Genomic DNA, 22,628 nt, shown 5'->3' on the forward strand with positions numbered 1-22,628 from the left:
ATGTGTTGGTTGATTTTAATCTAAATGTATTATCTGTAAACATCACTGATTAGAATAATCTTACTATTATTTCTCGTTTTGACGCTTTTTTAAACCATATGCCGTTATATATGCCACTAAAGCACCGAATACAATAAAACTTACTAAAACTCTTACAGTATTAAAATCTAATCCGTTTTTATAATCAAGACCAGCTATAATACCAGCATAAATGACCCCTCCCAATAAGCCCCCAATAGCAATTAATTTAATTTTTGTAGTCATTTTTTTAGTTTAGTTAACATTATAGATTTTAGAATAATCTGTAGATAATTTTTATAAAATACTTGTTATTAGATATTTAAGCGCGCTTAAATTTAACTATTATATATAGTAATTGCAAATATTATGTTAAAAAGAAGTGAATTTATAATAAAAAGTGACTCTTAATTATGTAGTTTGTTTTATTAAAGTAAGAGTTTAATTACTTTTTTAAAAACTTCAATCAAACCTTTATTGAAGGGGATATTTTGATGTTTATATAAATTTCTTTGAGTTGTATTTCTAAGCCTTTTAGGAATTTACCTAAATTTTAGTTTTGAAACCGACCAGTGAATTTAAAAGCAGCTCAATCACTATCAGATTTAGTAGTTTGATATCTCATAGCAATTATTTTTTTGGATTTAGGAAAAGGATCGCTGTAAATTTAGAACAGTTAAATCTTTTGTGGATTGGCCAACGAAACACTTTAATTTTAAACGATTTGTGACTCCTATTTTATATTGTATGTAAAGTTTATAATATAATTATCTGATATATTTTAGTTATAACAGAATTAAGGTTCGTTCAAGTAATTTGGGTGAAAAAAGAAAAAAAGACTAAGTACTAATTTTGATGTTGTCTTAAAAGCAGATGTATATTTATTTCCATTTGATATTACAGCCCATACTTGGTTTTTGAATGGTATTTATAGGTTTTTTATTTACTAAGGCAGTCATAGCTTCTCTAATATTTTTACCTGTTATAGGTTCATCATTACCTGGTCTAGAATCGTCTAATTGACCCGTGTAAACTAATTCTAAGTTAGAATCGAATAAGAAAAAATCGGGTGTGCAAGCCGCATTGTATGCTTTAGCGATATTCTGAGTTTGATCATATAAATAAGGAAATATATAATCTTCATTTATAGCATGTTTTGCCATTAATTCAGGTCTATCTTGTGGGTAATTAACAATATCATTACTAGAAATTGCAATGCAATTAATACCTTTAGAAATATAGTCTTTTGCTAATTGCGATAACTCAGCGCTTACATGAAGAACAAAAGGGCAGTGGTTGCAAATAAACATTACCAACGTTCCTGTAGTACCTTTTAATTCTTTTAGAGATTTTTTAGTATTATCTACAGTATCTGTTAGTTTAAACTGAGGTGCTATTGTGCCTAAGGGCATCATATTAGATTCTGTCCGAGCCATTATTTCTTTATATTTGTTTTAATTAATCAGTTTTTTGACTTTAATAAAAGGAATGGAAAAGATAGTAACATTTGAAGACTTTACAAAAGTAGATTTACGAATTGGGACAATTATTGAAGTTAATGACTTTCCTAAGGCAAATAACCCTGCTTATCAATTAATTATAGATTTTGGGGTATTGGGTAAGAAAAAAACTTCTGCTCAAATTACCACTCAATATCAAAAAGAAAATTTAATAAACAGGCAAATTGTGGCGGTAATTAACTTTCCTAATAAGCAAATAGCTAATTTTATGAGCGAATGTCTCGTTGTAGGAGCTGTAAAAGCAAACGATGTTTTCTTGTTACATCCAGAGACTAAAGTAAAAAACGGAAGCTCTGTTTCTTAAAAATTAAATTCCATAATGAATAAAATACCCTGATAAAATTTATCAGGGTATTTTATTATAATTAAAATAAGTTATTTTATATATCATCAAAACTGATATCTGTAAAACTTTCTGTAGTTGCAGTATCTTCTGAGGTTTTAGCTTCTTGAGTTACAAATTCATCTTCACGTTTAAAATCTTTTTGGTGACGTTCACTAATTACTTCTTGTCCTTTCTCATTAATAATGTAATCCGTCATTTCTGTTAAGATCTCTTTAAACTCAGTAAAATCTTCTTTATATAAATAAATCTTATGTTTTTTATAGTAGAAAGAGCCATCATCATTCGTGAATTTTTTACTCTCAGTAACCGTTAAATAGTAGTCTCCAGCTTTAGTAGCTCTAACATCAAAGAAATAGGTTCTTCTTCCAGCACGCAATACCTTAGAATATATTTCTTCTTTGTCCGTCATTTCATAATCACTCATAACTCAATCTTTTTTTAATTTCAATCCAAAAATCTAAAAAAAAAGTAACCTAAACAACAAATTATTACTTTTCTTTTTCCGAGCGTTGTTTATGGTATAATTCCTTATAATAACCGTCAGTTTCTATGAGCGTCTGGTGTGTACCTGACTCAATAACTTTTCCATCATCTAATATTATAATTTGATCTGCATTTTTAGCAGAAGAAATGCGATGGCTTACAATTATAGTCGTTTTATCTACCGTTAGTTTAACTAGATTTTTTAATATTTTTTCTTCTGTCTCAGTATCAACAGCAGAAAGGCAATCGTCAAATAATAAAATATCTGGTTGTTTAATAATTGCTCTAGCAATAGAGACACGTTGCTTTTGTCCGCCCGAAAGTGTAATACCTCGTTCTCCTAAAACAGTATCATAGCCTTTAGTAAACCCAACAATGTTTTTGTGAACTCTAGCGTTTGTTGCTGCAGCAATTACTTCTTCGTCGGTAGCGTCTTCTTTACCAAATTTTATATTATTTTTTATGGTATCAGAAAACAAAAAGGCGTCCTGTGGTACGTAACCAATACTATCTCTTAAGCTAAAAAGATTTAGATCTGCGATGTTTTTATCATCAATTAAAAGCAAACCTTTATCAATATCATACAAACGACCAATTAAGTCTAAAATAGTTGACTTCCCTGAACCTGTTTTACCTAATATGGCTAAGGTCTGTCCAGATTTAAGTGTAAAACTGACATCTTTTAATGCTTTTATATTTGTGTCGGGATAGGTAAAGGACACATTTTTAAATTCAATATCACCTTTAATAGGTGTTAAGCTTTTAGCTGCATTTTTTATATCTGGCTCGGTTAGTAAAAACTCATTAATACGTTCTTGAGAAGCTTCTGCTTGTTGTATTAAAGAGGTTACCCAACCTACTGTAGCTACTGGCCAAGTAAGCATATTTACATAGATAATAAACTCGGCAATGGTTCCTATTTTTTCAATTTCGCCATTCATATATTGCATACCACCAGCATATATAACGATAAGGTTACTTACACCAATTAATAGTATCATCATCGGAAAAAATAAAGCTTGTACTTTAGTTAAGTTAATTTGCTTCTGACGATTTTCAGCTGAAAGATGTTCGAATTCTATATTGGTTCTAGGTTCTATACCATAAGATTTTATTACAGAAATACCACTAAAAGTTTCTTGTGAATATGTCGATAATGTCGATAGAGATTGTTGTACAATTGTACTACGTTTATTTATTAAACGGCTTAATTTATAAATTACTACAGACAAAAAGGGTAGAGGGAGTAAAGTGTACAATGTTAACGATGGGGATCTATCTACCATGTATATTATAGCAATAACAAATAAGGTTATGGTATTTATAGTATACATAATAGCAGGACCAACATACATCCTAACCTTACCAACATCTTCACTAATGCGGTTCATTAAATCTCCTGTTCTATTTGTTTTATAAAAGTTTAAAGATAGAATTTGATAATGCTTATAAATTTCATTTTTAAGATCAAATTCGACGTGACGAGACACATTAATGATAGTTTGTCGCATCAAAAAGGTGAATATTCCTGCCACAATTGCAGAACCAACGAGATATAAGATGTAAATTGTTAAATCATTTCTAAATATTTCTTCCGATATTTTACCATCTAATCTATCTGAAACAATATTAATAGACGCACCTACTAAACGTGGAGTAAACAGTGCAAAGACCTTGGCTATTATAGTAATAATGATACCAATGATTAAACGAGATCTATATTTATAGAAGTATTTATTGAGGTGTTTAAGTGCTTTCATTATAAATTTTAATTGCTCAAAAGTATTACGAGAAATGTATTTAATAGTTAATGTTTTGCTAATCCTTTAATTATAATTTACTTTTGCGTGCCGTTTTTAGAACGTCCGTAAACACCCTAAATTAAAAGTAACATGACATCAGAAATTATAAGTTCAAAAGAATTAAAAAAAATGGATCCGGTTTTCGGACAACATTCTTTTGACAATCATGAGCAAATTGTTTTTTGCAATGACAAAGATACTGGTTTAAAAGCTATAATTGGTATTCATAATACAGTTTTAGGACCAGCTTTGGGTGGTACAAGAATGTGGAATTACGCAAACGAGTGGGAAGCTCTTAATGATGTATTACGACTTTCTCGTGGTATGACATTTAAATCTGCAATTACAGGTTTAAATCTTGGTGGAGGTAAAGCTGTTATTATTGGTGATGCCAAAACACAGAAAACACCAGAATTAATGAAACGTTTTGGAGAGTTTGTACATTCATTAAGCGGACGTTATATTACTGCAGAAGATGTAGGTATGACCACCGAAGATATGGATACTGTAAGAGAAGTAACTCCTTACGTCACCGGAATCTCAGAAAGCAAAGGTGGTGCAGGTAATCCATCTCCTATTACGGCTTATGGTGTTTTTATGGGAATGAAAGCAGCATCGAAATTTCAATTTGGTTCTGATATTTTAGAAGATAAAAATGTTTTTGTACAAGGAATTGGTAATGTTGGTGAAGCTTTAGTAGAACATTTGGTTAACGAAGGTGCTAATGTTACAATTGCAGATATTAGTCAAGAACGTTTAGAGGAAGTACGTTCTAAGTATGGAGTTACCATCTATGGCGGTAACGATATCTATAACGAAGATATGGATATTTATGCTCCATGTGCCTTAGGTGCAACCATTAATGACGATACCATTTATAAATTAAATGCAAAAGTAATTGCAGGTGCAGCTAACAACCAATTAGCAGATGAAGATAAGCATGGGTTAATTTTACAAGAACGTGGTATTGTTTATGCACCAGATTTCTTAATTAATGCAGGTGGAATTATTAATGTTTATGCAGAGTTAGAAAACTATGATAGACAAGAGATAATCCGTAAAACAGAGAATATTTACAATACAACTTTAGAAATTTTAGATAACGCAAAAGTTAATAAGTTAACGACAAATGACGCAGCGTTAAATATTGCAAGAGAGCGTATTGAGACACGTAAGCGAGAAAACTTAAAATAGTCTATATTAAATTCTAATATAAAAATTAAATAATAGTATTTTTGCAAGGTGAATCTTTTAAAGATTCACCTTTTTTTAATAATCAAAAAATAAAGTAAGTTCTTACACATGCTAAACAGAAGACACATCAGAATTAAAGTTATGCAATCTATGTATGCTTTTAAAGGTACCGAAAGTGATGATTTAATAAAAGAACAAAAATTTTTATTGCACAGTTTAGATAACATGTACGATTTGTACTTGTCGCTTTTAGCCTTGCTAACCGAGCTGCATAAAAAAAGTAAGAACCATAACGAGAAATTGCAGAAGAAACTCTTAGGTACAGCTGCAGATAAAAATCCTGATTTAAAATTTCAAGAGAATCAACTTCTTAATTGTATTAGTAGTAATACAATGTTAAAGGATGTGATTTCTAGTCATAAATTGAATTTTTGGGATTTAGAATTCGAATATGTCGATATTCTTTTTAAAGAAATTTTGAAGAGTGATATTTACAAAGAATATACTAAAGAAGAAGAAGTGCCTACTTTTAAGAGAGATAAGCAATTTGTTTTAGATATTTTTACTGAAATTATAGCTCCTAACGAGAAGCTTTTTGACTTTTTTGAAGATAAAAAACTAACTTGGGTAGATGATTTACCAGTTGTAAATACAGCCATGTTAAAGGTTTTGAGAAAGTTAAAGTTAACCTCGCCTGAAACAGCTTTATTACCTGAATTGTATAAAGATGAAGAAGACAAAGAATTTGCGATAGAATTATTTAAGAAAACGTTTCTTAATAATTCTAAATTTGCAGAAGAAATTAACGGTAAGACCACTAATTGGGATTCAGAACGTTTGGCAAGTTTAGATGGTGTTTTATTAAAAATGGCACTTTGTGAGTTTCAAAAATTTCCATCTATTCCTCATAAGGTAACAATTAACGAATATTTAGAAATAGCAAAAGAATATTCTACACCAAAAAGTAGCTACTTTATTAATGGTATTTTAGATAAAATAGTTAAAGAATATCAAGCAGATGGTGTGCATATAAAGACCGGAAGAGGCTTAATGTAAATTAAAGAATCTACTTACAACATTGTTGTTTAAGTAGATTTCTTTTTTATAAGTAATAGACCTCATTTATGACTATAGTTTAGTTAAGAGGTGTATTTTAAGAAGGTTATTTCCTACAAATAAAACGTTAACAAGGAGCTAAAAATTTTAATACCTTAAAATAATTATTAACTTCGCTTGCGATAATTAATTTTAATAAAAATTCAATAATAATGAAAAAAGTAATTTTAGGACTTAGTGCTTTATGCATGGTGGCTTTAACGTCTTGTAAGGATGATGCTTCTAGCAAAATTAAAGAAGAAAATGTTGCAGTTGCAGCAGAAAGAGATGCTAATGCAGGAGATTTTGCTGTGCTTTCTTTAGATAAAACAGAACACGATTTTGGAAATATAATGAACGGAACGCCTGTTGAAACTATCTTTAAATATACGAATACAGGAAATTCTATGTTAGTTGTAAGTGATATAAAAAGTACTTGTGGATGTACAGTACCCTCTAATTTTACAAGAGAAGTTCAACCAGGAGAAACAGGTGAATTTACAGTAAAGTTCAATGGAAAAGGTAATGGTAAAGTAACAAAGTCTTTAACAATGACTACAAATACTGAAAAGGGAAAAGTACCTGTTAGAATTACAGCATTTATAGCTGCAGACCCTAATGCACCGGTAAAAGCGGCAGCAAAGACAAATGTTAACCCTTTAGCTACAGATAATGGAGCTGCTGCAGCTGCTGCGCCTAGAAAATATTCTACGCAAGCAGGTCATGAAGGACACAACCACGATTAATAATTTTACATTTTAATAATAAATTACCAAATGGACGCAATAGGATCATTTTTACCGTTTATCGCTATTTTTGCAGTGATGTATTTCTTTATGATTGCACCACAAATGAAACGTTCTAAACAAGAGAAAAAGTTTGCCAGCGAATTAAAACGTGGTGATCGTGTGATTACAAAAAGTGGTATGCACGGAAAAGTTGTAGAATTAAATGAAAAAGATAGTAGTTGTATTATCGAAACATTAGCAGGGAAAATTAAGTTTGACCGTTCTGCAATTTCTATGGAAATGAGTAAGAAATTAAATACACCAGCTGTTGTAAAATAAGCTATATTGTGTGATATAAAAAAGACCATTCAAATTAATTGAATGGTCTTTTTTTGTTTTAAAATAAAATGGTTATATTTATTAAGTCCTATATAAATCTATGCTTCGTTAGCTAATTCCGATAAGACTTGTTTAAAAGTAGTAATTGGTTGGGCACCTGTTATGGCACTTTTTCTATTAAAAACTATTGTTGGTACTGAGCTAACACCTAAATTCTTCCAATAAGCTTGTTCAGTTCTAATGTGTTTGCGAGCTTCTTCATTATCTAGTTTTGCTAAACCTTCATCTGCATTTAAACCAACATCAATTAATGCTTGTTTTAATATTTCTCTTTTAGAGACGTCTTTTTGTTCACTGAAGAAAGCAGTGGTAAGACGCATTTTTAATTCGGTTTGTTTATTAAAATCTTTAGCATAATCTAAAAGAATATGAGCATCAAAGGTATTAACCATGCGCATATCTTCTGAATAGCTAAACGTAAAGTCTAGTTCTTCACCAACGGCTGTCATATGGGCTTGAGATTCTTTTTGTTGTTCTAAAGTAGCACCATATTTTTCAGAGATATGTTCTGTTAAGTTCTGACCATCTTTTGGCATATTAGGATTCAATTCAAAAGGCTGCCATTCAATGTCTACTTTGTCTTGAAGGTTGAGTTCTATAATCGCTTTTTCTAAACGTTTGTAACCAATAGTGCACCATGGGCATACAACGTCTGAAACAATATCTATTTTCATTTTCTCTTTCATAATTTATTGGGATTTAATTGTAAAGTTATTAAAATTAATAAACCTTCCGTTAATTAACGGAAGGTTTAAAGCTATCAATCAATTTGTGGCTATAGGGATTATAATGCCACAGTTTATTTTGACCAAGCGAACTTTTTAAACGGTTCGTCAACAGGTGTGTTTGCAATATGGTTAGTATAATTACTAATTACTTTTTGAGACAGTCCTAAAATGATCTCTAATACTTGTTGTTCACCATAACCTGCAGCATAGAAAGTATCCAAATCTTCTTGTGTTACTTGTCCACGGTTACGAGTAATTGTTAATGTCATTGTACGTAAAGCTTCAAGTTTTGAACTTTCTAAAGGTGTCTCGTTACGTAAAGCCTCTGTAATAGCATCGTCTACTTTCATCATTTTTGCAATACCTGTATGTGCTGGTACACAATAGTGACATGCGTGTTCTACGTTAATTGCTTGCCATACTACGGTTAATTCTTTTTCATTAAAAGAAGTTTGAGTGAACAGCTCGTGTAAAGTTTGGTAAGCTTCGAGAGTCTTAGGTGCACTTGCTAATACGCCGTGTAAACCAGGAATCATTCCGAATGATTTTTGAGAATTTTCTAATAATGGTTTAGAATCTTCTGGTGCATTTTCAATGGTATTAATTTTTAAAGTTGTCATAATTTTTCTTTTTAATTTAATATTTATGTTAATTTTATCTAAACGAACGTTTAGTTATGTTCCAAAAAAATGTTATAAGTTTTTAAATGTTATTTCAATATAATCTTCTATTTCTTCTTTTGTATTTACTCTTGCTGCGGCTGCTAACCCGTGTTTTGCTAATAGTAAATAATTAGCTTGCTTAATGATGGTTTCTTCACTTTTTGAAGGATCCATTTTTAATTTTTCGATAATAATAGTTTTCAAATTGTCCATAAATGAACTCATTTGTTCCTTTATTAGCAAATCTTGACTCTCGGAAAATTCGTTGTAAGTGTTGGTTACCAAACATCCTTTTTCATTTCCGTCTTCAAAATTGTTACTTACAGAATCATAGAAGAATTGTTTAATGTCCTCTAAACCATTATTAGCACTTTTAAATTTTTCAAAAGTACTGCTGATTGTTGATTTGTATTGTTTTAAACTTTCAAGAAATAAGCCGTATTTATTACCAAAACTAGAATATATAGAAAACTTATTTATGCCCATTTCTTTTTCGAGCATTTGCATCGAAGTTGTTTCGTAGCCGTTCTTCCAAAAGAGGTTCATCGCTTTTACTACAACTTCAGTTTCGTTATATTTTTTTTTTCTTGCCATTTCTATTACAATTAGAATAACTTAATTTCTAACTACAGCACAAAACTAACCAATCGTTTAGAAACAAAAAAGGATTTAACATTTATTTAATTTTTGAAAAAAATATTTGTTACTAATTAAGATTGAAGAACCTTTAACGATTGTCTATAATACTTTTTTTTTTTCTATAAACTAATAAATAAAGTGTTGCCGCCGCGAATGAAACGATTGTACCGATATAAATGCCTAACAATGGATATACTATTGAAACGACCAAAGAATAAATTATTAATGAAAACATACCTACAGGTACATTTTTAATAACAGTATGAACATGTTCTTTTGAATATGTAAAATGAATAATTAACATTAAAGGAAATAATGTTGTAGGAAAGGCAGAAAAAAGGCCTGCCCATGTGGGACCAACAAATTTAGGAGCACTTGTAATTAGTAGAATAATTAGAGCTGCAAAAAATGCTCTTACAAAAAGAATTTTGTAATTAAGTTTTGCTTTCGTTTGAATATTAATATTCTTAATATTTTTAAAAAGATAGATGAAAAGAAACGAAAATGTAATTGGTATTAAGATGGCGATATATTTATTTATATCTATAAGATGTAATAAAAATACAATTAGAAAATAGCCGAATATTGCCGTTAAGGAAGATAAAAGGATATTGAATTTAGTTAAGAAATTTGATGCTATGTAATAAATATACACAAAGGATAAAGAGGCCGTTAAACCAATCATATTGTAAACAGAGCTTACCGCTGCAAACTCTGGGCTAACTTCTAACCCGAAGAAAAATAAAGTGATAGCAGAACCTGATGGATAACCTGATAAAATACCAGCAACTTTTGGGCTTACATTTTCTGCAAGTAGAGATAAGCCAATAACAAATGAAATAGCGACAATTAATTTAATTAAGAATAGTAATTCAATCATTTTTATTTATTGGAGCTACGCAATTTTTTTAATCAAGCATAAAAAAATTAGCAGTAAAACTTCATATAGATGAAGTATTTACTGCTAATTGAATATTAAGGTAATATTAATATCTACTTTTTTAAGGCCGTTATCTCAGCTATTTTACAAATAACTTCTACAGCTTTTTGTATACTCTCAACAGGTACGTATTCATATCTTCCATGAAAGTTATGACCCCCTGCAAAAATATTAGGGCATGGTAACCCCATGTAAGATAATTGAGAACCATCCGTTCCTCCTCTAATGGCTTTAATTAAAGGGGTAATACCAACAGCTTTCATGGCCTCTTCTGCAATATCTACAATATGCATTACAGGTTCTACCTTTTCTTTCATATTAAAGTATTGATCTTTGATTTCAATTTTAAAGACCTCACTTTCATATTTTGTATTTAAATCTAAAACGACCTTTTCCATTAAAGCTTTACGAGCTTCAAATTTGTCTTTATCATGATCGCGAATGATATACTGAAGTTTGGTTTCTTCTACATCACCTTCCATATTATGAAGATGAAAAAAGCCTTCGTATCCTTCTGTGTGTTCAGGTGTTTCTAAACGTGGTAATACATTGATAAACTCCGAAGCGTAATACATAGAATTAATCATTTTACCTTTTGCATAGCCAGGATGTACAATTTTACCCTTTACCGTAATTACGGCGCCTGCAGCATTAAAATTTTCGTATTCTAATTCACCAACTTGGCTACCATCCATTGTGTAGGCCCAATCTGCACCAAACTTTTCAACATCAAATTTATGAGCTCCTCTTCCTATTTCTTCATCTGGAGTAAAGCCAACTTTAATAGTTCCGTGCTTAATTTCAGGATGATTAATAAGATATTCCATTGCCGTTACAATCTCTGTAATCCCTGCTTTATCATCGGCTCCTAAAAGGGTAGTACCATCTGTAGTTATTAACGTCTGACCTTTGTACATTAATAAATCTTCGAAATAATCTGGAGATAAAATAATGTTTTGTTCAGCGTTTAAAACAATGTCTTTACCATCATAATTTTCTATAATTTGAGGTTTAACATTGGCACCTGTAAAATCAGGAGAAGTATCAAAATGAGAAACAAAACCAATGGTTGGTACTTTAGAATTTACGTTACTTGGTAAGGTTGCCATAATGTAGGCGTTCTCATCAATTGTAACATCACTTAGTCCAATTTCCTTTAATTCTTCAACTAACTTATTAGCCAAATCCCACTGTTTAGTAGTACTTGGAGTAGTCTCAGAATTAGGATCTGATTCTGTATCTATAGTAACATAGCCTATAAAACGATCAATGATATGCTGCATATGAATATTTTAATTGAAAATTAAAGTTTAAAAGTAATGACAGGAAGCTTAACATGATTTACAACATCTTCAGATATACTACCACCAAAGAAGTGATTTAAGCCTTTTCTACCATGAGTAATAACTGAAACAGCATCAATACTATTTCTTTTTACAAAACTAGAAATACCATCTTCTACACTATGGTCAGAGATGCGTGCTATAGTAATATCATTTTCAGTTAATTTAGCTTTTTCTAAAAATAATGTGATTTTTTCATCGATTTCATCAGTACTTAAGAAACCTAAATTAGGAGTATTGATGTTTAATAAAGATATTTTTTTTCCTAATTTATTTAATAATTCTAATGATTTTTTAATTGAAGGAATACTACCTTCTGAAAAATCAGTAGCTAATACAATACTATTAAAATCAACGTTTTGAGGTTTAGATTTTATAATTAAAACAGGAGTATTACTATGGCGTACTATTTTTTCTGTATTAGAACCTGTAAAAATACCATCATAGTCATTATGTCCTCTAGAGCCCATTACAATAAGGTCTGCATTAACTTCTGTAGCAACTGCTGCAACTTCGTTTAATACTTTAAGGTATTTAACCATTGGAGTAACGGTAAGTCCTTCTAGGTATGGTTGATCTAAAAAGGTGTCAAATTGCTTTTTAGCTACCAATAACATAAATGCGTTTTCGTCATTACGTTCAGTAACAGAGGCTGAAAAGATAGAATCAGACATTTCTAACATATGCATTACAATTAATTCTGCATTGTGCTTTTTTGCTAATTCTGCAGCTGTTTCTAAAGCATATTCTGAATGCTTTGAAAAATCAACAGGGACGATAATTTTTTTCATGATAATTTGATTTTGGTTTGGATTTCAAAGTTAATAAAAATCCTACTTATAAATTATGATATATAACAGTTTCTGATAAAATTAATCGCTTAAATTATGCTTTGTTTTAGAGTTGAGATGCTTATTTTTGCTGAGCAAAATCGCTCTTATGTATAAAGCTATAATCAGACCCATTTTATTTTGTTTCGATCCAGAAAAAGTACATTATTTTACTTTTTCATTAATCCGAACGTTATCTAAAATACCAGGTGTTAAAAATCTCTTTAAATATTTATATGTTGTTGAAAATAAGCGATTAGAACGTCAGTTGTTTGGTCTCACATTTAAAAATCCTGTAGGCTTAGCTGCTGGTTTTGATAAAAATGCAGTACTCTATAATGATCTTGCTAACTTTGGTTTTGGATTTATAGAAATAGGAACAGTAACACCAAAAGCGCAAGAAGGAAACCCTAAAAAGCGCTTATTTCGCTTGAAAGAAGATAAAGGTATTATTAACCGAATGGGGTTTAATAATGAAGGTTTACATGCAGCAATTACTCAACTTAAAAAAAATAAAGGGCAGTTAATTATTGGTGGAAACATTGGAAAAAACACCCAAACACTTCCTGAAGATTATACTAAAGATTACTTAGAATGCTTTAATGCATTGCATCCTTATGTAGATTATTTTGTGCTTAATGTAAGTTGTCCTAATGTAGGAAGCCATGCTAAATTAAATGATAAAGATTATTTATTAGAGTTAATTAGCACAGTTCAAAAAGCAAATACTACATTTAAGAAACAAAGGCCTATTTTATTGAAAATAGCACCCGATTTAAATGATGTTCAATTAGATGAAATTATAGCACTTATTGCTGAAACTAATTTAGATGGAGTTATAGCAAGTAATACTTCGGTAGATAGATCTGGATTAAAAGCGTCTGAAGCGAGGCTAAATGAAATTGGTAATGGAGGTTTAAGTGGTCAGCCAGTAAGGAATAAATCTACAAAAGTGATTCAATATTTAGCAACTAAAAGTAATAAGGCTTTTCCTATTATTGGAGTAGGAGGGATTCATTCTGCAGAAGATGCTTTAGAAAAAATAGAAGCTGGTGCAGATTTGGTTCAAGTTTATACTGGTTTTATTTATGAAGGTCCATCACTAATTAAGCGAATTAATAAGGCTTTATTAAAGTAGGAATTCTTCAAAAAGTATATTTATAATAAATTTAATTCTAATCTTATACTTTATAATTGAATTACGATGTTCTAATATCTTTTGCTTTAGCGACTTCAATTTTGGCCATATCGCCAGGACCAGATAATATTTTTGTTCTAATACAAAGTATCACTAGCGGTAAATCTTATGGATTAGCAACCGTTTGTGGATTAATGTCAGGTTGCTTAGTACATACAACACTGCTTGCTTTTGGTGTTTCTGCAATTATTAAGGCTAATGATCATTTATTTTTTGGTATTAAACTACTAGGTGCTTTTTATCTGTTGTATTTGGCTTATAAAGTTTTTATGTCAGATGCAGAACTAAACTTAGAATCTAATATTTCCTCTAAAAGAAGCTTAAAAGGATTATTTGTACAAGGCTTTTTTATGAATGTTTTTAACCCCAAAGTCGCTATCTTTTTTTTAGCATTTTTCCCTGGGTTTTTATACAGTGAGACACAAAATACTGTAATTCAATTTTATGTTTTAGGTGGTGTTTTTATACTGGTTTCGTTTATTGTTTTTTCTTCTGTAGCATTGTTAGCAGGCCAAATTAAAACCTATACATTAAAACATAAAAACTCTGGTTTGGTTTTAAAATGGCTTCAAATTGTGGTTTTTGTTGGGATCGCGATATTCATACTGTTGTAAAATATGAAAATGCCTATATTTGACCTAATGAACAAAGCCGTTAAAATAATAGAATGTCCTAGAGATGCTATGCAAGGCATTAAGGATTTTATTCCTACAGAAAAGAAAGTTCAGTACATTCAATCTTTACTTCGTGTAGGTTTTGATACTATTGATTTTGGTAGTTTTGTGTCGCCAAAAGCGATTCCGCAAATGGTAGATACTGCCGAAGTTTTAGCGCAATTAGATTTGAGTAAAACAAAAAGTAAACTACTGGCTATTATTGCTAATACTAGAGGTGCAAATGATGCTTCAGCTCACAAAGAAATTGATTATTTAGGGTTTCCGTTTTCAATATCTGAAAATTTTCAGATGAGAAATACGCACAAAACCATTGCACAATCTGTGGTTACACTTTCTGAAATTTTAGAAATTGCAGATAAAAGTAATAAAGAAGTTGTAGTCTATATTTCTATGGGATTTGGGAATCCTTACGGTGATCCTTGGAATGTAGATATTGTAGGAGAGTGGACGGAACGTTTATCTAAAATGGGAGTTCGTATTTTGTCTTTAAGTGATACGGTAGGAAGTTCTGATCCTGAAAATATAGAATATTTATTTTCAAATTTAATTCCGGCTTATTCTAATATAGAATTTGGAGCACATTTACATACCACACCAACATCTTGGTTTGAAAAAGTAGATGCAGCTTATAAAGCAGGTTGTCGCCGTTTTGATGGAGCTATACAAGGATTTGGTGGTTGCCCAATGGCAAAAGATGATCTCACAGGTAATATGCCAACCGAAAGAATGTTTTCATATTTTACGCAGAAAAAAGTGCATGATCTTAATGCCATGTGTTTTGAGAGCTCTTATAATGAAGCGACTAAGATTTTTAAAAAGTATCATTAAAAAGTAAAACCCTCACATATTCTTTGTGAGGGTTTTACTTTTTATTTAATAAAAATAGTTGACTATTTTAAGACTAATTTCTTAGTCACACTAGTATTTCCTGAAGTAAACTGTAAGACATAGATACCACTAGCTAATGAAGATAAATCAAGGGATTTATTATAAACACCAGAGTTAGTATTTAAGCTAGTTTGATATACTTTTTGACCTATGCTAGAATAGATTTTAATTGTATTTAAAGAAGAGCTTAATTGTCCCTCGTCATAAATAAGATTAACAGTTTTATCTGTTGTTGGGTTTGGGTAAATTGATAATTGAGTCTTATTCGCAAAATCATCAATGCTTAAACTTTCTTGCTGGTTAGTATACACTTTTGTTATTGGCTCATTATCAGTGTTAAGACCGCTTAGAACAAAGTCTAAATCTCCATCATTATCGTAATCTGTCCAATCGGCAGAACTAACGTATGTACCATAAATTCCTATTTCAGCATTTGTGTCTTCATATAAAATTCCATTAGTATTTTTATAAAATTTAGCATGTGGAACTGTGTTAGAATCTGCACCAGATAAAAATAGGTCTAAATCTCCATCATTATCATAGTCTACAAAATTAGAAGCTCCCCAATAAAGTTGCTCTAATGTAACTGTAGTATTTTCTGTAAAGTTTCCGTGCTCATCATTGTTATATAATACTGCATAAGGAGCATAAGAAGAATTAAAACCAGATATTAATATATCGATATCTCCATCATTATCATAGTCAGCTGCGCTAGATGTTGAGAAATATACATCCGCTAATACAGCAGTACTTTCGGTAAAAACAGCAGTTCCGTCATTAATGTATAGTTTTGATTCCGGAATATAGTTGCTACTAAATCCCGTAAGTAATACATCTATATTGCCATCATTATTAGCGTCGAATGTGGTAATACTACTATAAGTATTACCAAAAAAGGGAACAGTAGATTCTATAAATTCACCTTCCATATTTTGTAAATATAACTTAGCAATATTATCATAGCTATCATCAGTTCCAGTTATAATTATATCATCTAGTCCATCATTATTTAAATCCTCTATTTTTATTTTTCCATTCGTTGTTCCTGGAATATTTATATTTTGAACTGTATAAGAGCCATTTCCGTCACTTACATATAAACTACTAATACCTTCATCAGATGCGTTATATCCTATGATGATAAAATCGGTTACACCATCATTATTATAGTCTAATTTTCCTATGGATGAAAAGTAATAAGGATCAATGGTAATAGGTAATAATCCTATACTCCCTGATTGATATGAATAGAGTGCTGAAAAAGCCTCATAGTTAGTGTCATATCCAGAAATCAATAATTCATCTTTACCAGTTTTATCTATATCTATCCATTTTGCTTCTCCGTATAAAATACCTGTTAAATTTATTTCAGTATTTTCAGTAAATTGTTGAGAATATGTGTTCTGTAATAGTGTAATGAATGCTATTAGTATGAAGAGTTTTTTCATAATATTAACTTTATTTAGAATGATTCTAAGGTTTGTTTTTTTGAAAAAAAGAGAAGAGTTTGAATTAACTCTTCTCGATTTGTTGATTAATTAATTGAGGTTATTTTAAAATAAGTTTCTTAGTGACACTATTATTTCCAGAAGTAAACTGTAAGACATAAATACCGCTAGCTAACGAAGACAAATCAAGGGATTTATTATAAAACCCTGAGTTAGTATTTAAGTTCGTTTGATATACTTTTTGACCTGTAGTTGAGAAAATAGCGACTTCATTGTTATTTGAAGCTAATGTATTTACATCATAAACTAAATTTACTTTTTTGTCTGTTGTAGGATTTGGATACATTCCGAAAGCAACAGAACTATTTACATCTTCTATGCTTAAAGCATTCGTTACATTTTCAAAAGCAAAAGAAAGATTTCCTGTACCGCTTCCTTCAAAGGCAGTAAAATATAATCTGTAAATAGTGTCGTCTGAATATTTTATGTAATAAGCCTGATTAGAGCTTACATCGTAAGCCCAAGCGTCATTTAATGTTTTCCAGTCGTAACCAATTGTATTTATTTCATCAGAATAAGTTAATGTTGGATTTGCTAGCATACCACTTGGCTCATCGTTCTGCGCTACAGTAACTTCATCACTATGTAAAACACCTGTAACAGGATAAAAAAGACTAGCATCTCCAAAATAATCTGTTGCATATTTCGTAAATACAAAATCCCAATCAGCAATAGCAGGTTCTGCCACAACTTCTTCATCATTTTGTAAAGAATAGTAATTAAATTTATTATCAGGATTGTTTGTATTTGAAAGTGTTACGGTTTGGTCTTCACTCCAAGTTGAAGTTTCGGCATTCCAAGTCGCATATTTAAAGGTGTAACCAGCAGCATAACTTTCATTAATGAATTTTCTATAAGTTCCGTCTGCATATTTTAAAACAAATACAATAGATCCTACCACAGCATGAGTTGCAGGGTTGTATTCACCAAAACCATAAGAGGCTGAACCTTGTTCAAAAGCACCAGCACTCCAAGTGGTTTCACTGTTTTGAAGTGCTGTCCAATTAGCTTCGTTTGTTACATCAATAGAACTATAGCTTGTGGCAGTGTTTGCCGCTTCAAAGACTTCAATACCTGCACCACTGTTTACACGCATTCCAAAATCAAAAGCACTTGTCCTTAAAAAAGCGATATCCCAAGAGCTTGCTGTAAATGAGGTTGCTGTTTCTGTACTTAACTTATAATAAACTTGATCTGAATAAGATGGTTGCATTGATAAATTAACAACGGTTTCTTGTGCGTTAGCAGAAATACAGAGTAATACTACGGTTAAAAATTGTAAAATTGTTTTCATGATATTTATTTTAATTATTTATAATGATTCTAAAGTTTGATTTTTTTGTTAAAAAAAAGAGCAGCGAACTACTCTTTTTTTAATATAGAAAAGGTTTATTGTAATAAGCTGTAGATAAATTTTGGATGACCACGTTCTCCTGCTTCATTTGTTAAAGCTAAAAACTGGACTTTATAATAATTTCCGAAGGAATCATTTACGATATAAAACACATTATCTTTTAAAGTAGGTAAACTGTCTGGTCCACCACCATTTCTCCAAGAACTACCAACATTTCGTTGATCGCTATCAAAGGCAATATTCGTAATATTTGCTAATGTGAAGTTGTCATAAGTGTAATCGGTAGTTTCAGTATCAATCATGTATGAAAGAGCTCCACCTTTAGTATTTGTAACCACAAAATCAGAATAGCCATAAGAGCCATAACCTTCAATTTCATTTGTGAAAACAGTAAAGTTTAAATCCCAATCGTTTTTAATAGGTTCAACATTCACTTCATTTTCTGTATTAAAGCTAAAGAAGGTGAAATTGTAACTACTATTTTTAGAAATATTGACCTCTTGATATGTTGTGTCATCTAAATCTGCATATTGCAAAACATAGTCATCGTCATTTCTTAGAACTCTAATTTTTTTCCATCCTCTAGCATCTCCTGCTACAGCAACACTTCCTGTTGAAGCAGCTTCTGTACCAACTTCAAAACCTAAGTTGACTAGGTAAACGGGATTACTTTCATCTGTTTCAGATATATTTTCAATTGCAGTTTCTGTTATTTGACCATAAGGTGCATCAACAAACTCAATATTTTCAGCATCAAAAGTTCCTACAGCTACCTGTGGTTGTAATTCTTGTACCTCTACAGAAGTAGAGTTTACACTATTAATATCTGTAGAAGATAGTGCTGCAGTTGCCATGTAAATAGAACCATTAATTGCAACTCTAAAATCTGAGCCTGAGTAAAATCCTAAATCCCAAGAATCACGTTGTACAACAGTTGTAGCACTTGTACTTAGGTCTACATAAACTTGATTTTGCTCATTAGAGCCTCCAATTTCAGGTTCTATTGTAGCACCCTCAATAACAATAGTTATTGGACCAGACGCATTATCATCATCACTGCTGCAACTAGAGAGTGGAATAATACAGAGGCATAATGCCAATTTTAAAAATTTATTTATCATAATGTTAGTGTTTAAAAATTTAAATTATATAAAAGTTTGAGGTAAAAAGATCTTCCATAACCCAATAAAAGAGAGCTGCTATCTGTTGTGTGTGTGCCACCACTAGACGCATTATTTACATTAACAGAGGTAACATCTAAAAGGTTTCTACCTCCTAGTGTAACATCAAGTTTATTATTATAGAATGATTTTCTTACAGAGGCATCTAACCAACTGTAAGGATCTGTTTTAGCTTTAGAGAATATAGAATTTCCATCTGTATCAACGTCAGTAGAAAGGTATTGTTCTTGCGCTCCATTATATTTTAATAATAATGAAAAAGAGGTATCCCAAGGTTCAATAAAATAAGAAGCACTTGTATTAATTTGAATGTTGTAAAGAAAATCATCGTTACCATTAACTTCGTCACTATTTATTCTAGAAATACCTTGAAAAGTAGCGCCTAAACTTATTGAAAGTTGATTTGCTCTAAGGGTGTTTTCTAGAGTAGTACTCCAAAGTTTAAATTTGTCTATGTTTATATATTGATACTGAAGAGGTGTTGCATTAACAACAGCTAAATCTATACGATCTGTAACATCAACATAACTGAATTTTAAATTGTTGACTAAAGAATAATCGTTGATCCAACTTCTTTTTTTTAAATTAATAAAAGCAGAAAAACCATTTTCGGGCTTTAAGTTTTCATTTCCTTGAACATCGTGATTAGAGTCTACAAAATAATAATATAATTCTTCAAAATTAGGGACTCTGTAAGATGTTCCAATATTAGCTCTAAGTTCAAAACCATTGTCCATTAGGTACCTCGCATTTAGTGACCCCATTAATTTCGATTTAAACATGGTATTATATTCATAACGTAAACCAGGTCTTAGTAAAAACTTGTCGGAAAGATTTAATTCCGAAGATCCAAAAAAGGCCGTATTTGTTTGTGTGTTGGTTTTGTCTTCTTGTGTTACATTCCCCGTGGCTTGTGTATCAAAACCTTCAATAAAACGTGCTTCGTAGCCTAATTGAAAATCATAAAAATCGCTTTGTATTAAATTTCCAATAGTACCCTTAGAAAATAGAACTTTACTAGACTGATAAGTTTCATCAGTTTCATTACTTCGTTGTTGACTTAAGATATAATAGTTAAATTCATTTAAATCACGCTCTTGTTGTTGATAAGATAGTGATGCATTGTAATGCGCACCAGAATTTAATTGTCCATCAATGTTAAGGTTATTTATAAATCTATTAGTTGTAAAAATGCGGTCTGTAGCAGAAGGATTGCTTGTTTGAGCATCTGTATCTATATTGGCTCTTACTGATGAATCATAATAATTAATTTGCTCATTAAAGTATTCAAATTTGTAGACTAAATTAAAGTTGTTTCCTTTGTAATTGATTAGAGCATTGGTGTTTAATTGTTGTTTTGGCAACCATTCGTAACCTCTTAATCCATCATTTTGATAGTAACTTTTGCCTTCACGATTATTTAAGAAACCTGTAAAATCATTTCGGTTAGCACCAATTTTCACCATCCATTTTTCATTGATATTATGTCCAACACTTAAAGATTGTATGTGCCTACCTTTATTAAATAATTCATATTCATCACTAACAGTCTCTTCTTGTACATAAGCGCTAATACTCCAGTTATGGTCAATTGCTTTTTTAGTAATAATATTTATAACACCAGAAACAGCATTTGCACCATACTCAACTCCCATAGCACCTTCTACAATCTCTATACGCTCTATGTCATCGAGATTTATTTGTGTTAAGTCTATAGCGTTCCCAAAACTGTTGTCACCGACCATTGGGATATTATCTATTAAAATATTGAAGTATTGTGAGTCTAAACCAAAGAAAGAAATTGTAGAACGTCCTGTTTGGGCATTCGGAATAATATTAAGATTTAAATTAAAATTTAAAAGATCTGCAAGATTGTTTGCAGCAACTTGATCAATTTGTTTTCTATCAATAACAATGACGTTATGCACTGATTTTTTAATAGAAGTTGGGTTGTATTGTCCTGTAACAATTACCTCTTCCAAAGATTCTGTTTTTGTACTATCTACTGTGGTCTCTTTTTTTTGGGAGAAAGACCACGAAAAGAAAATAATTGAAAAATAAATGGATATTTTATTTTTATTTAGACTCATTCTTGATAAATTTGTCGCAAATATATAATCTTATTTTAATTGATTCTAAATAAGAATAGTTTTTTTTAATTTTTTTCAAACTCAATAATAAAATCTAAAAGATGAAGAAATTCGTTCCAGTATTATCTATTATTCTTGCATTCTCTTTAAGTGTTAATGCTCAAAAGAAGAAAACACAAGACAAAGAAGCCATTAAAGAAATGTGTGGTTGTTTTGAAGTAACTTTTAATTTTACAGAGACATTTAATTATAGTAATGATTCTCTTTATAGACCTTCAGAAACTAAGGTGGATAAAGGCTTAGAATATGCATTGGCTATTGAAGATGAGGATAATAAAATTTCTATTCAACATTTATTACAAGTAGGAAGACCAGATGATCCAATGATTATTAAACACTGGAGACAAGATTGGTTGTTTCAAAACCAAGATTTCTACATGTATAATGGCGATAATAATTGGACGTTTGAAAAAAAATCTAAAGACGATGTTAAAGGGCAATGGACACAAAAAGTGTATCAAGTAGATGACAGTCCACGTTACGAAGGTTCTGGAACTTGGGTTCATGTAGATGGAAAAGACTATTGGGAAAATACAACAACAGCACCATTACCAAGACGTGAATACACAAAACGTAATGATTACAACATCACTTTAAGAGGTAACCGCCATGAAATTACTAACTTTGGCTGGGTACATGACCAAGACAATGAAAAAGTAGTACGTGTAGCAGGTTCTGAAGATGTAATTTTAGCTAAAGAAAAAGGTTATAATACCTATAAAAGAGTTGACGAAAGCAGATGTCAGGCTTCAAAAGATTGGTGGAAAGCACAAGAAGGAAAATGGAAATTGGTAAGATCTAAATGGAATGATGTATATGGAAGAGATAAAGATCTAACATTAGAAGAGAAAGTAGATAATAAAGTATTGTATAAATACTTATTTGATGATGAAATCACTGCAGAAAAAGAAATTAATAGTATTATTGAATCTTTTGTAAAATAAG

The 22,628-nt window shown here is 30.8% G+C and carries 23 protein-coding genes; 9 read left to right on the forward strand and 14 right to left on the reverse strand.

Features of this window, described 5'->3' with window-relative positions; all coding sequences use genetic code 11:
- Window positions 1–66 precede the first annotated feature (66 nt).
- Both HM985_RS14745 and HM985_RS14750 read right to left on the reverse strand, forming a co-directional pair.
- Entirely contained in the window at window positions 67–264 is a 198-nt protein-coding gene (locus HM985_RS14745) for a hypothetical protein (RefSeq protein ID WP_179376984.1), read from the reverse strand.
- Window positions 265–899: 635 nt separating this feature from the next.
- Window positions 900–1,454, reverse strand: coding sequence for a thioredoxin family protein (locus HM985_RS14750; RefSeq protein ID WP_179376985.1), 555 nt, complete (start codon window positions 1,452–1,454; stop codon window positions 900–902).
- Between the two features lie 52 nt (window positions 1,455–1,506).
- On the opposite strand from HM985_RS14750, the gene HM985_RS14755 reads away from it, so the two are divergent.
- Window positions 1,507–1,842 (forward strand): tRNA-binding protein, encoded by a 336-nt coding sequence (locus tag HM985_RS14755; protein WP_179376986.1) that lies wholly within the window; start codon window positions 1,507–1,509, stop codon window positions 1,840–1,842.
- Between the two features lie 76 nt (window positions 1,843–1,918).
- Here HM985_RS14755 and HM985_RS14760 read toward each other — a convergent pair whose 3' ends face one another.
- The gene (locus tag HM985_RS14760) at window positions 1,919–2,308 is read right to left on the reverse strand and encodes a PUR family DNA/RNA-binding protein (protein ID WP_179376987.1); all 390 of its coding nucleotides are present in this window, start codon (window positions 2,306–2,308) and stop codon (window positions 1,919–1,921) included.
- 64 nt (window positions 2,309–2,372) lie between these two features.
- Entirely contained in the window at window positions 2,373–4,127 is a 1,755-nt protein-coding gene (locus HM985_RS14765) for an ABC transporter ATP-binding protein (RefSeq protein ID WP_179376988.1), read from the reverse strand.
- 132 nt (window positions 4,128–4,259) lie between these two features.
- On the opposite strand from HM985_RS14765, the gene HM985_RS14770 reads away from it, so the two are divergent.
- The 4 genes from HM985_RS14770 to yajC all read left to right on the forward strand — a co-directional run bounded on the left by HM985_RS14770 (window position 4,260) and on the right by yajC (window position 7,525).
- A complete protein-coding gene (locus HM985_RS14770) occupies window positions 4,260–5,363 on the forward strand; it encodes a Glu/Leu/Phe/Val family dehydrogenase (protein ID WP_179376989.1) in 1,104 nt (367 codons plus the stop codon).
- 108 nt (window positions 5,364–5,471) lie between these two features.
- On the forward strand, window positions 5,472–6,419 hold the full coding sequence (nusB, locus tag HM985_RS14775; RefSeq protein WP_246285028.1) for a transcription antitermination factor NusB: 948 nt from the start codon (window positions 5,472–5,474) through the stop codon (window positions 6,417–6,419).
- A gap of 212 nt (window positions 6,420–6,631) precedes the next feature.
- Window positions 6,632–7,204 (forward strand): DUF1573 domain-containing protein, encoded by a 573-nt coding sequence (locus HM985_RS14780; RefSeq protein WP_179376990.1) that lies wholly within the window; start codon window positions 6,632–6,634, stop codon window positions 7,202–7,204.
- Window positions 7,205–7,234: 30 nt separating this feature from the next.
- The gene (gene yajC / locus HM985_RS14785) at window positions 7,235–7,525 is read left to right on the forward strand and encodes a preprotein translocase subunit YajC (RefSeq protein ID WP_179376991.1); all 291 of its coding nucleotides are present in this window, start codon (window positions 7,235–7,237) and stop codon (window positions 7,523–7,525) included.
- Window positions 7,526–7,623: 98 nt separating this feature from the next.
- On the opposite strand, the gene HM985_RS14790 is transcribed toward yajC, so the two are convergent.
- From HM985_RS14790 to HM985_RS14815, 6 genes are all read right to left on the reverse strand, one after another.
- The gene (locus HM985_RS14790) at window positions 7,624–8,271 is read right to left on the reverse strand and encodes a DsbA family oxidoreductase (protein WP_179376992.1); all 648 of its coding nucleotides are present in this window, start codon (window positions 8,269–8,271) and stop codon (window positions 7,624–7,626) included.
- A gap of 113 nt (window positions 8,272–8,384) precedes the next feature.
- Window positions 8,385–8,933 carry a carboxymuconolactone decarboxylase family protein gene (locus HM985_RS14795; protein WP_179376993.1) on the reverse strand — a complete coding sequence of 183 codons (549 nt, stop codon included), beginning with the start codon at window positions 8,931–8,933 and terminating at the stop codon, window positions 8,385–8,387.
- Between the two features lie 72 nt (window positions 8,934–9,005).
- Window positions 9,006–9,569 carry a TetR/AcrR family transcriptional regulator gene (locus HM985_RS14800; RefSeq protein ID WP_179376994.1) on the reverse strand — a complete coding sequence of 188 codons (564 nt, stop codon included), beginning with the start codon at window positions 9,567–9,569 and terminating at the stop codon, window positions 9,006–9,008.
- Window positions 9,570–9,702: 133 nt separating this feature from the next.
- Complete coding sequence (locus HM985_RS14805; protein WP_179376995.1) at window positions 9,703–10,494, reverse strand: hypothetical protein; 792 nt, start codon at window positions 10,492–10,494, stop codon at window positions 9,703–9,705.
- A gap of 113 nt (window positions 10,495–10,607) precedes the next feature.
- Entirely contained in the window at window positions 10,608–11,837 is a 1,230-nt protein-coding gene (pepT, locus tag HM985_RS14810) for a peptidase T (RefSeq protein ID WP_179376996.1), read from the reverse strand.
- Window positions 11,838–11,857: 20 nt separating this feature from the next.
- The gene (locus HM985_RS14815; protein WP_179376997.1) at window positions 11,858–12,688 is read right to left on the reverse strand and encodes a universal stress protein; all 831 of its coding nucleotides are present in this window, start codon (window positions 12,686–12,688) and stop codon (window positions 11,858–11,860) included.
- A gap of 148 nt (window positions 12,689–12,836) precedes the next feature.
- On the opposite strand from HM985_RS14815, the gene HM985_RS14820 reads away from it, so the two are divergent.
- Genes HM985_RS14820 through HM985_RS14830 form a run of 3 tightly spaced genes read left to right on the forward strand, consistent with a single transcriptional unit; the run spans window position 12,837 to window position 15,430 of the window.
- On the forward strand, window positions 12,837–13,865 hold the full coding sequence (locus HM985_RS14820; RefSeq protein WP_179376998.1) for a quinone-dependent dihydroorotate dehydrogenase: 1,029 nt from the start codon (window positions 12,837–12,839) through the stop codon (window positions 13,863–13,865).
- A 56-nt stretch (window positions 13,866–13,921) separates the two neighbouring features.
- A complete protein-coding gene (locus tag HM985_RS14825; protein WP_179376999.1) occupies window positions 13,922–14,539 on the forward strand; it encodes a LysE family translocator in 618 nt (205 codons plus the stop codon).
- A 27-nt stretch (window positions 14,540–14,566) separates the two neighbouring features.
- Window positions 14,567–15,430, forward strand: coding sequence for a hydroxymethylglutaryl-CoA lyase (locus tag HM985_RS14830; protein ID WP_179377000.1), 864 nt, complete (start codon window positions 14,567–14,569; stop codon window positions 15,428–15,430).
- Window positions 15,431–15,492: 62 nt separating this feature from the next.
- Here the strand turns inward: HM985_RS14830 and HM985_RS14835 are convergent, their stop codons facing one another.
- The 4 genes from HM985_RS14835 to HM985_RS14850 all read right to left on the reverse strand — a co-directional run bounded on the left by HM985_RS14835 (window position 15,493) and on the right by HM985_RS14850 (window position 21,623).
- The gene (locus HM985_RS14835; protein WP_179377001.1) at window positions 15,493–16,938 is read right to left on the reverse strand and encodes a T9SS type A sorting domain-containing protein; all 1,446 of its coding nucleotides are present in this window, start codon (window positions 16,936–16,938) and stop codon (window positions 15,493–15,495) included.
- A gap of 100 nt (window positions 16,939–17,038) precedes the next feature.
- Entirely contained in the window at window positions 17,039–18,292 is a 1,254-nt protein-coding gene (locus HM985_RS14840; RefSeq protein WP_179377002.1) for a T9SS type A sorting domain-containing protein, read from the reverse strand.
- A gap of 95 nt (window positions 18,293–18,387) precedes the next feature.
- Window positions 18,388–19,473 carry an HmuY family protein gene (locus HM985_RS14845; RefSeq protein ID WP_179377003.1) on the reverse strand — a complete coding sequence of 362 codons (1,086 nt, stop codon included), beginning with the start codon at window positions 19,471–19,473 and terminating at the stop codon, window positions 18,388–18,390.
- Between the two features lie 11 nt (window positions 19,474–19,484).
- Entirely contained in the window at window positions 19,485–21,623 is a 2,139-nt protein-coding gene (locus HM985_RS14850) for a TonB-dependent receptor plug domain-containing protein (RefSeq protein WP_179377004.1), read from the reverse strand.
- 101 nt (window positions 21,624–21,724) lie between these two features.
- Here HM985_RS14850 and HM985_RS14855 point away from each other — a divergent pair, with 101 nt between their 5' ends.
- On the forward strand, window positions 21,725–22,627 hold the full coding sequence (locus tag HM985_RS14855; RefSeq protein ID WP_179377005.1) for a DUF6607 family protein: 903 nt from the start codon (window positions 21,725–21,727) through the stop codon (window positions 22,625–22,627).
- The last annotated feature ends 1 nt before the right edge of the window (window position 22,628 follow it).

It is taken from the genome of Winogradskyella wichelsiae (genome assembly GCF_013403925.1).
GTDB classification, from domain to species: domain Bacteria; phylum Bacteroidota; class Bacteroidia; order Flavobacteriales; family Flavobacteriaceae; genus Winogradskyella; species Winogradskyella wichelsiae.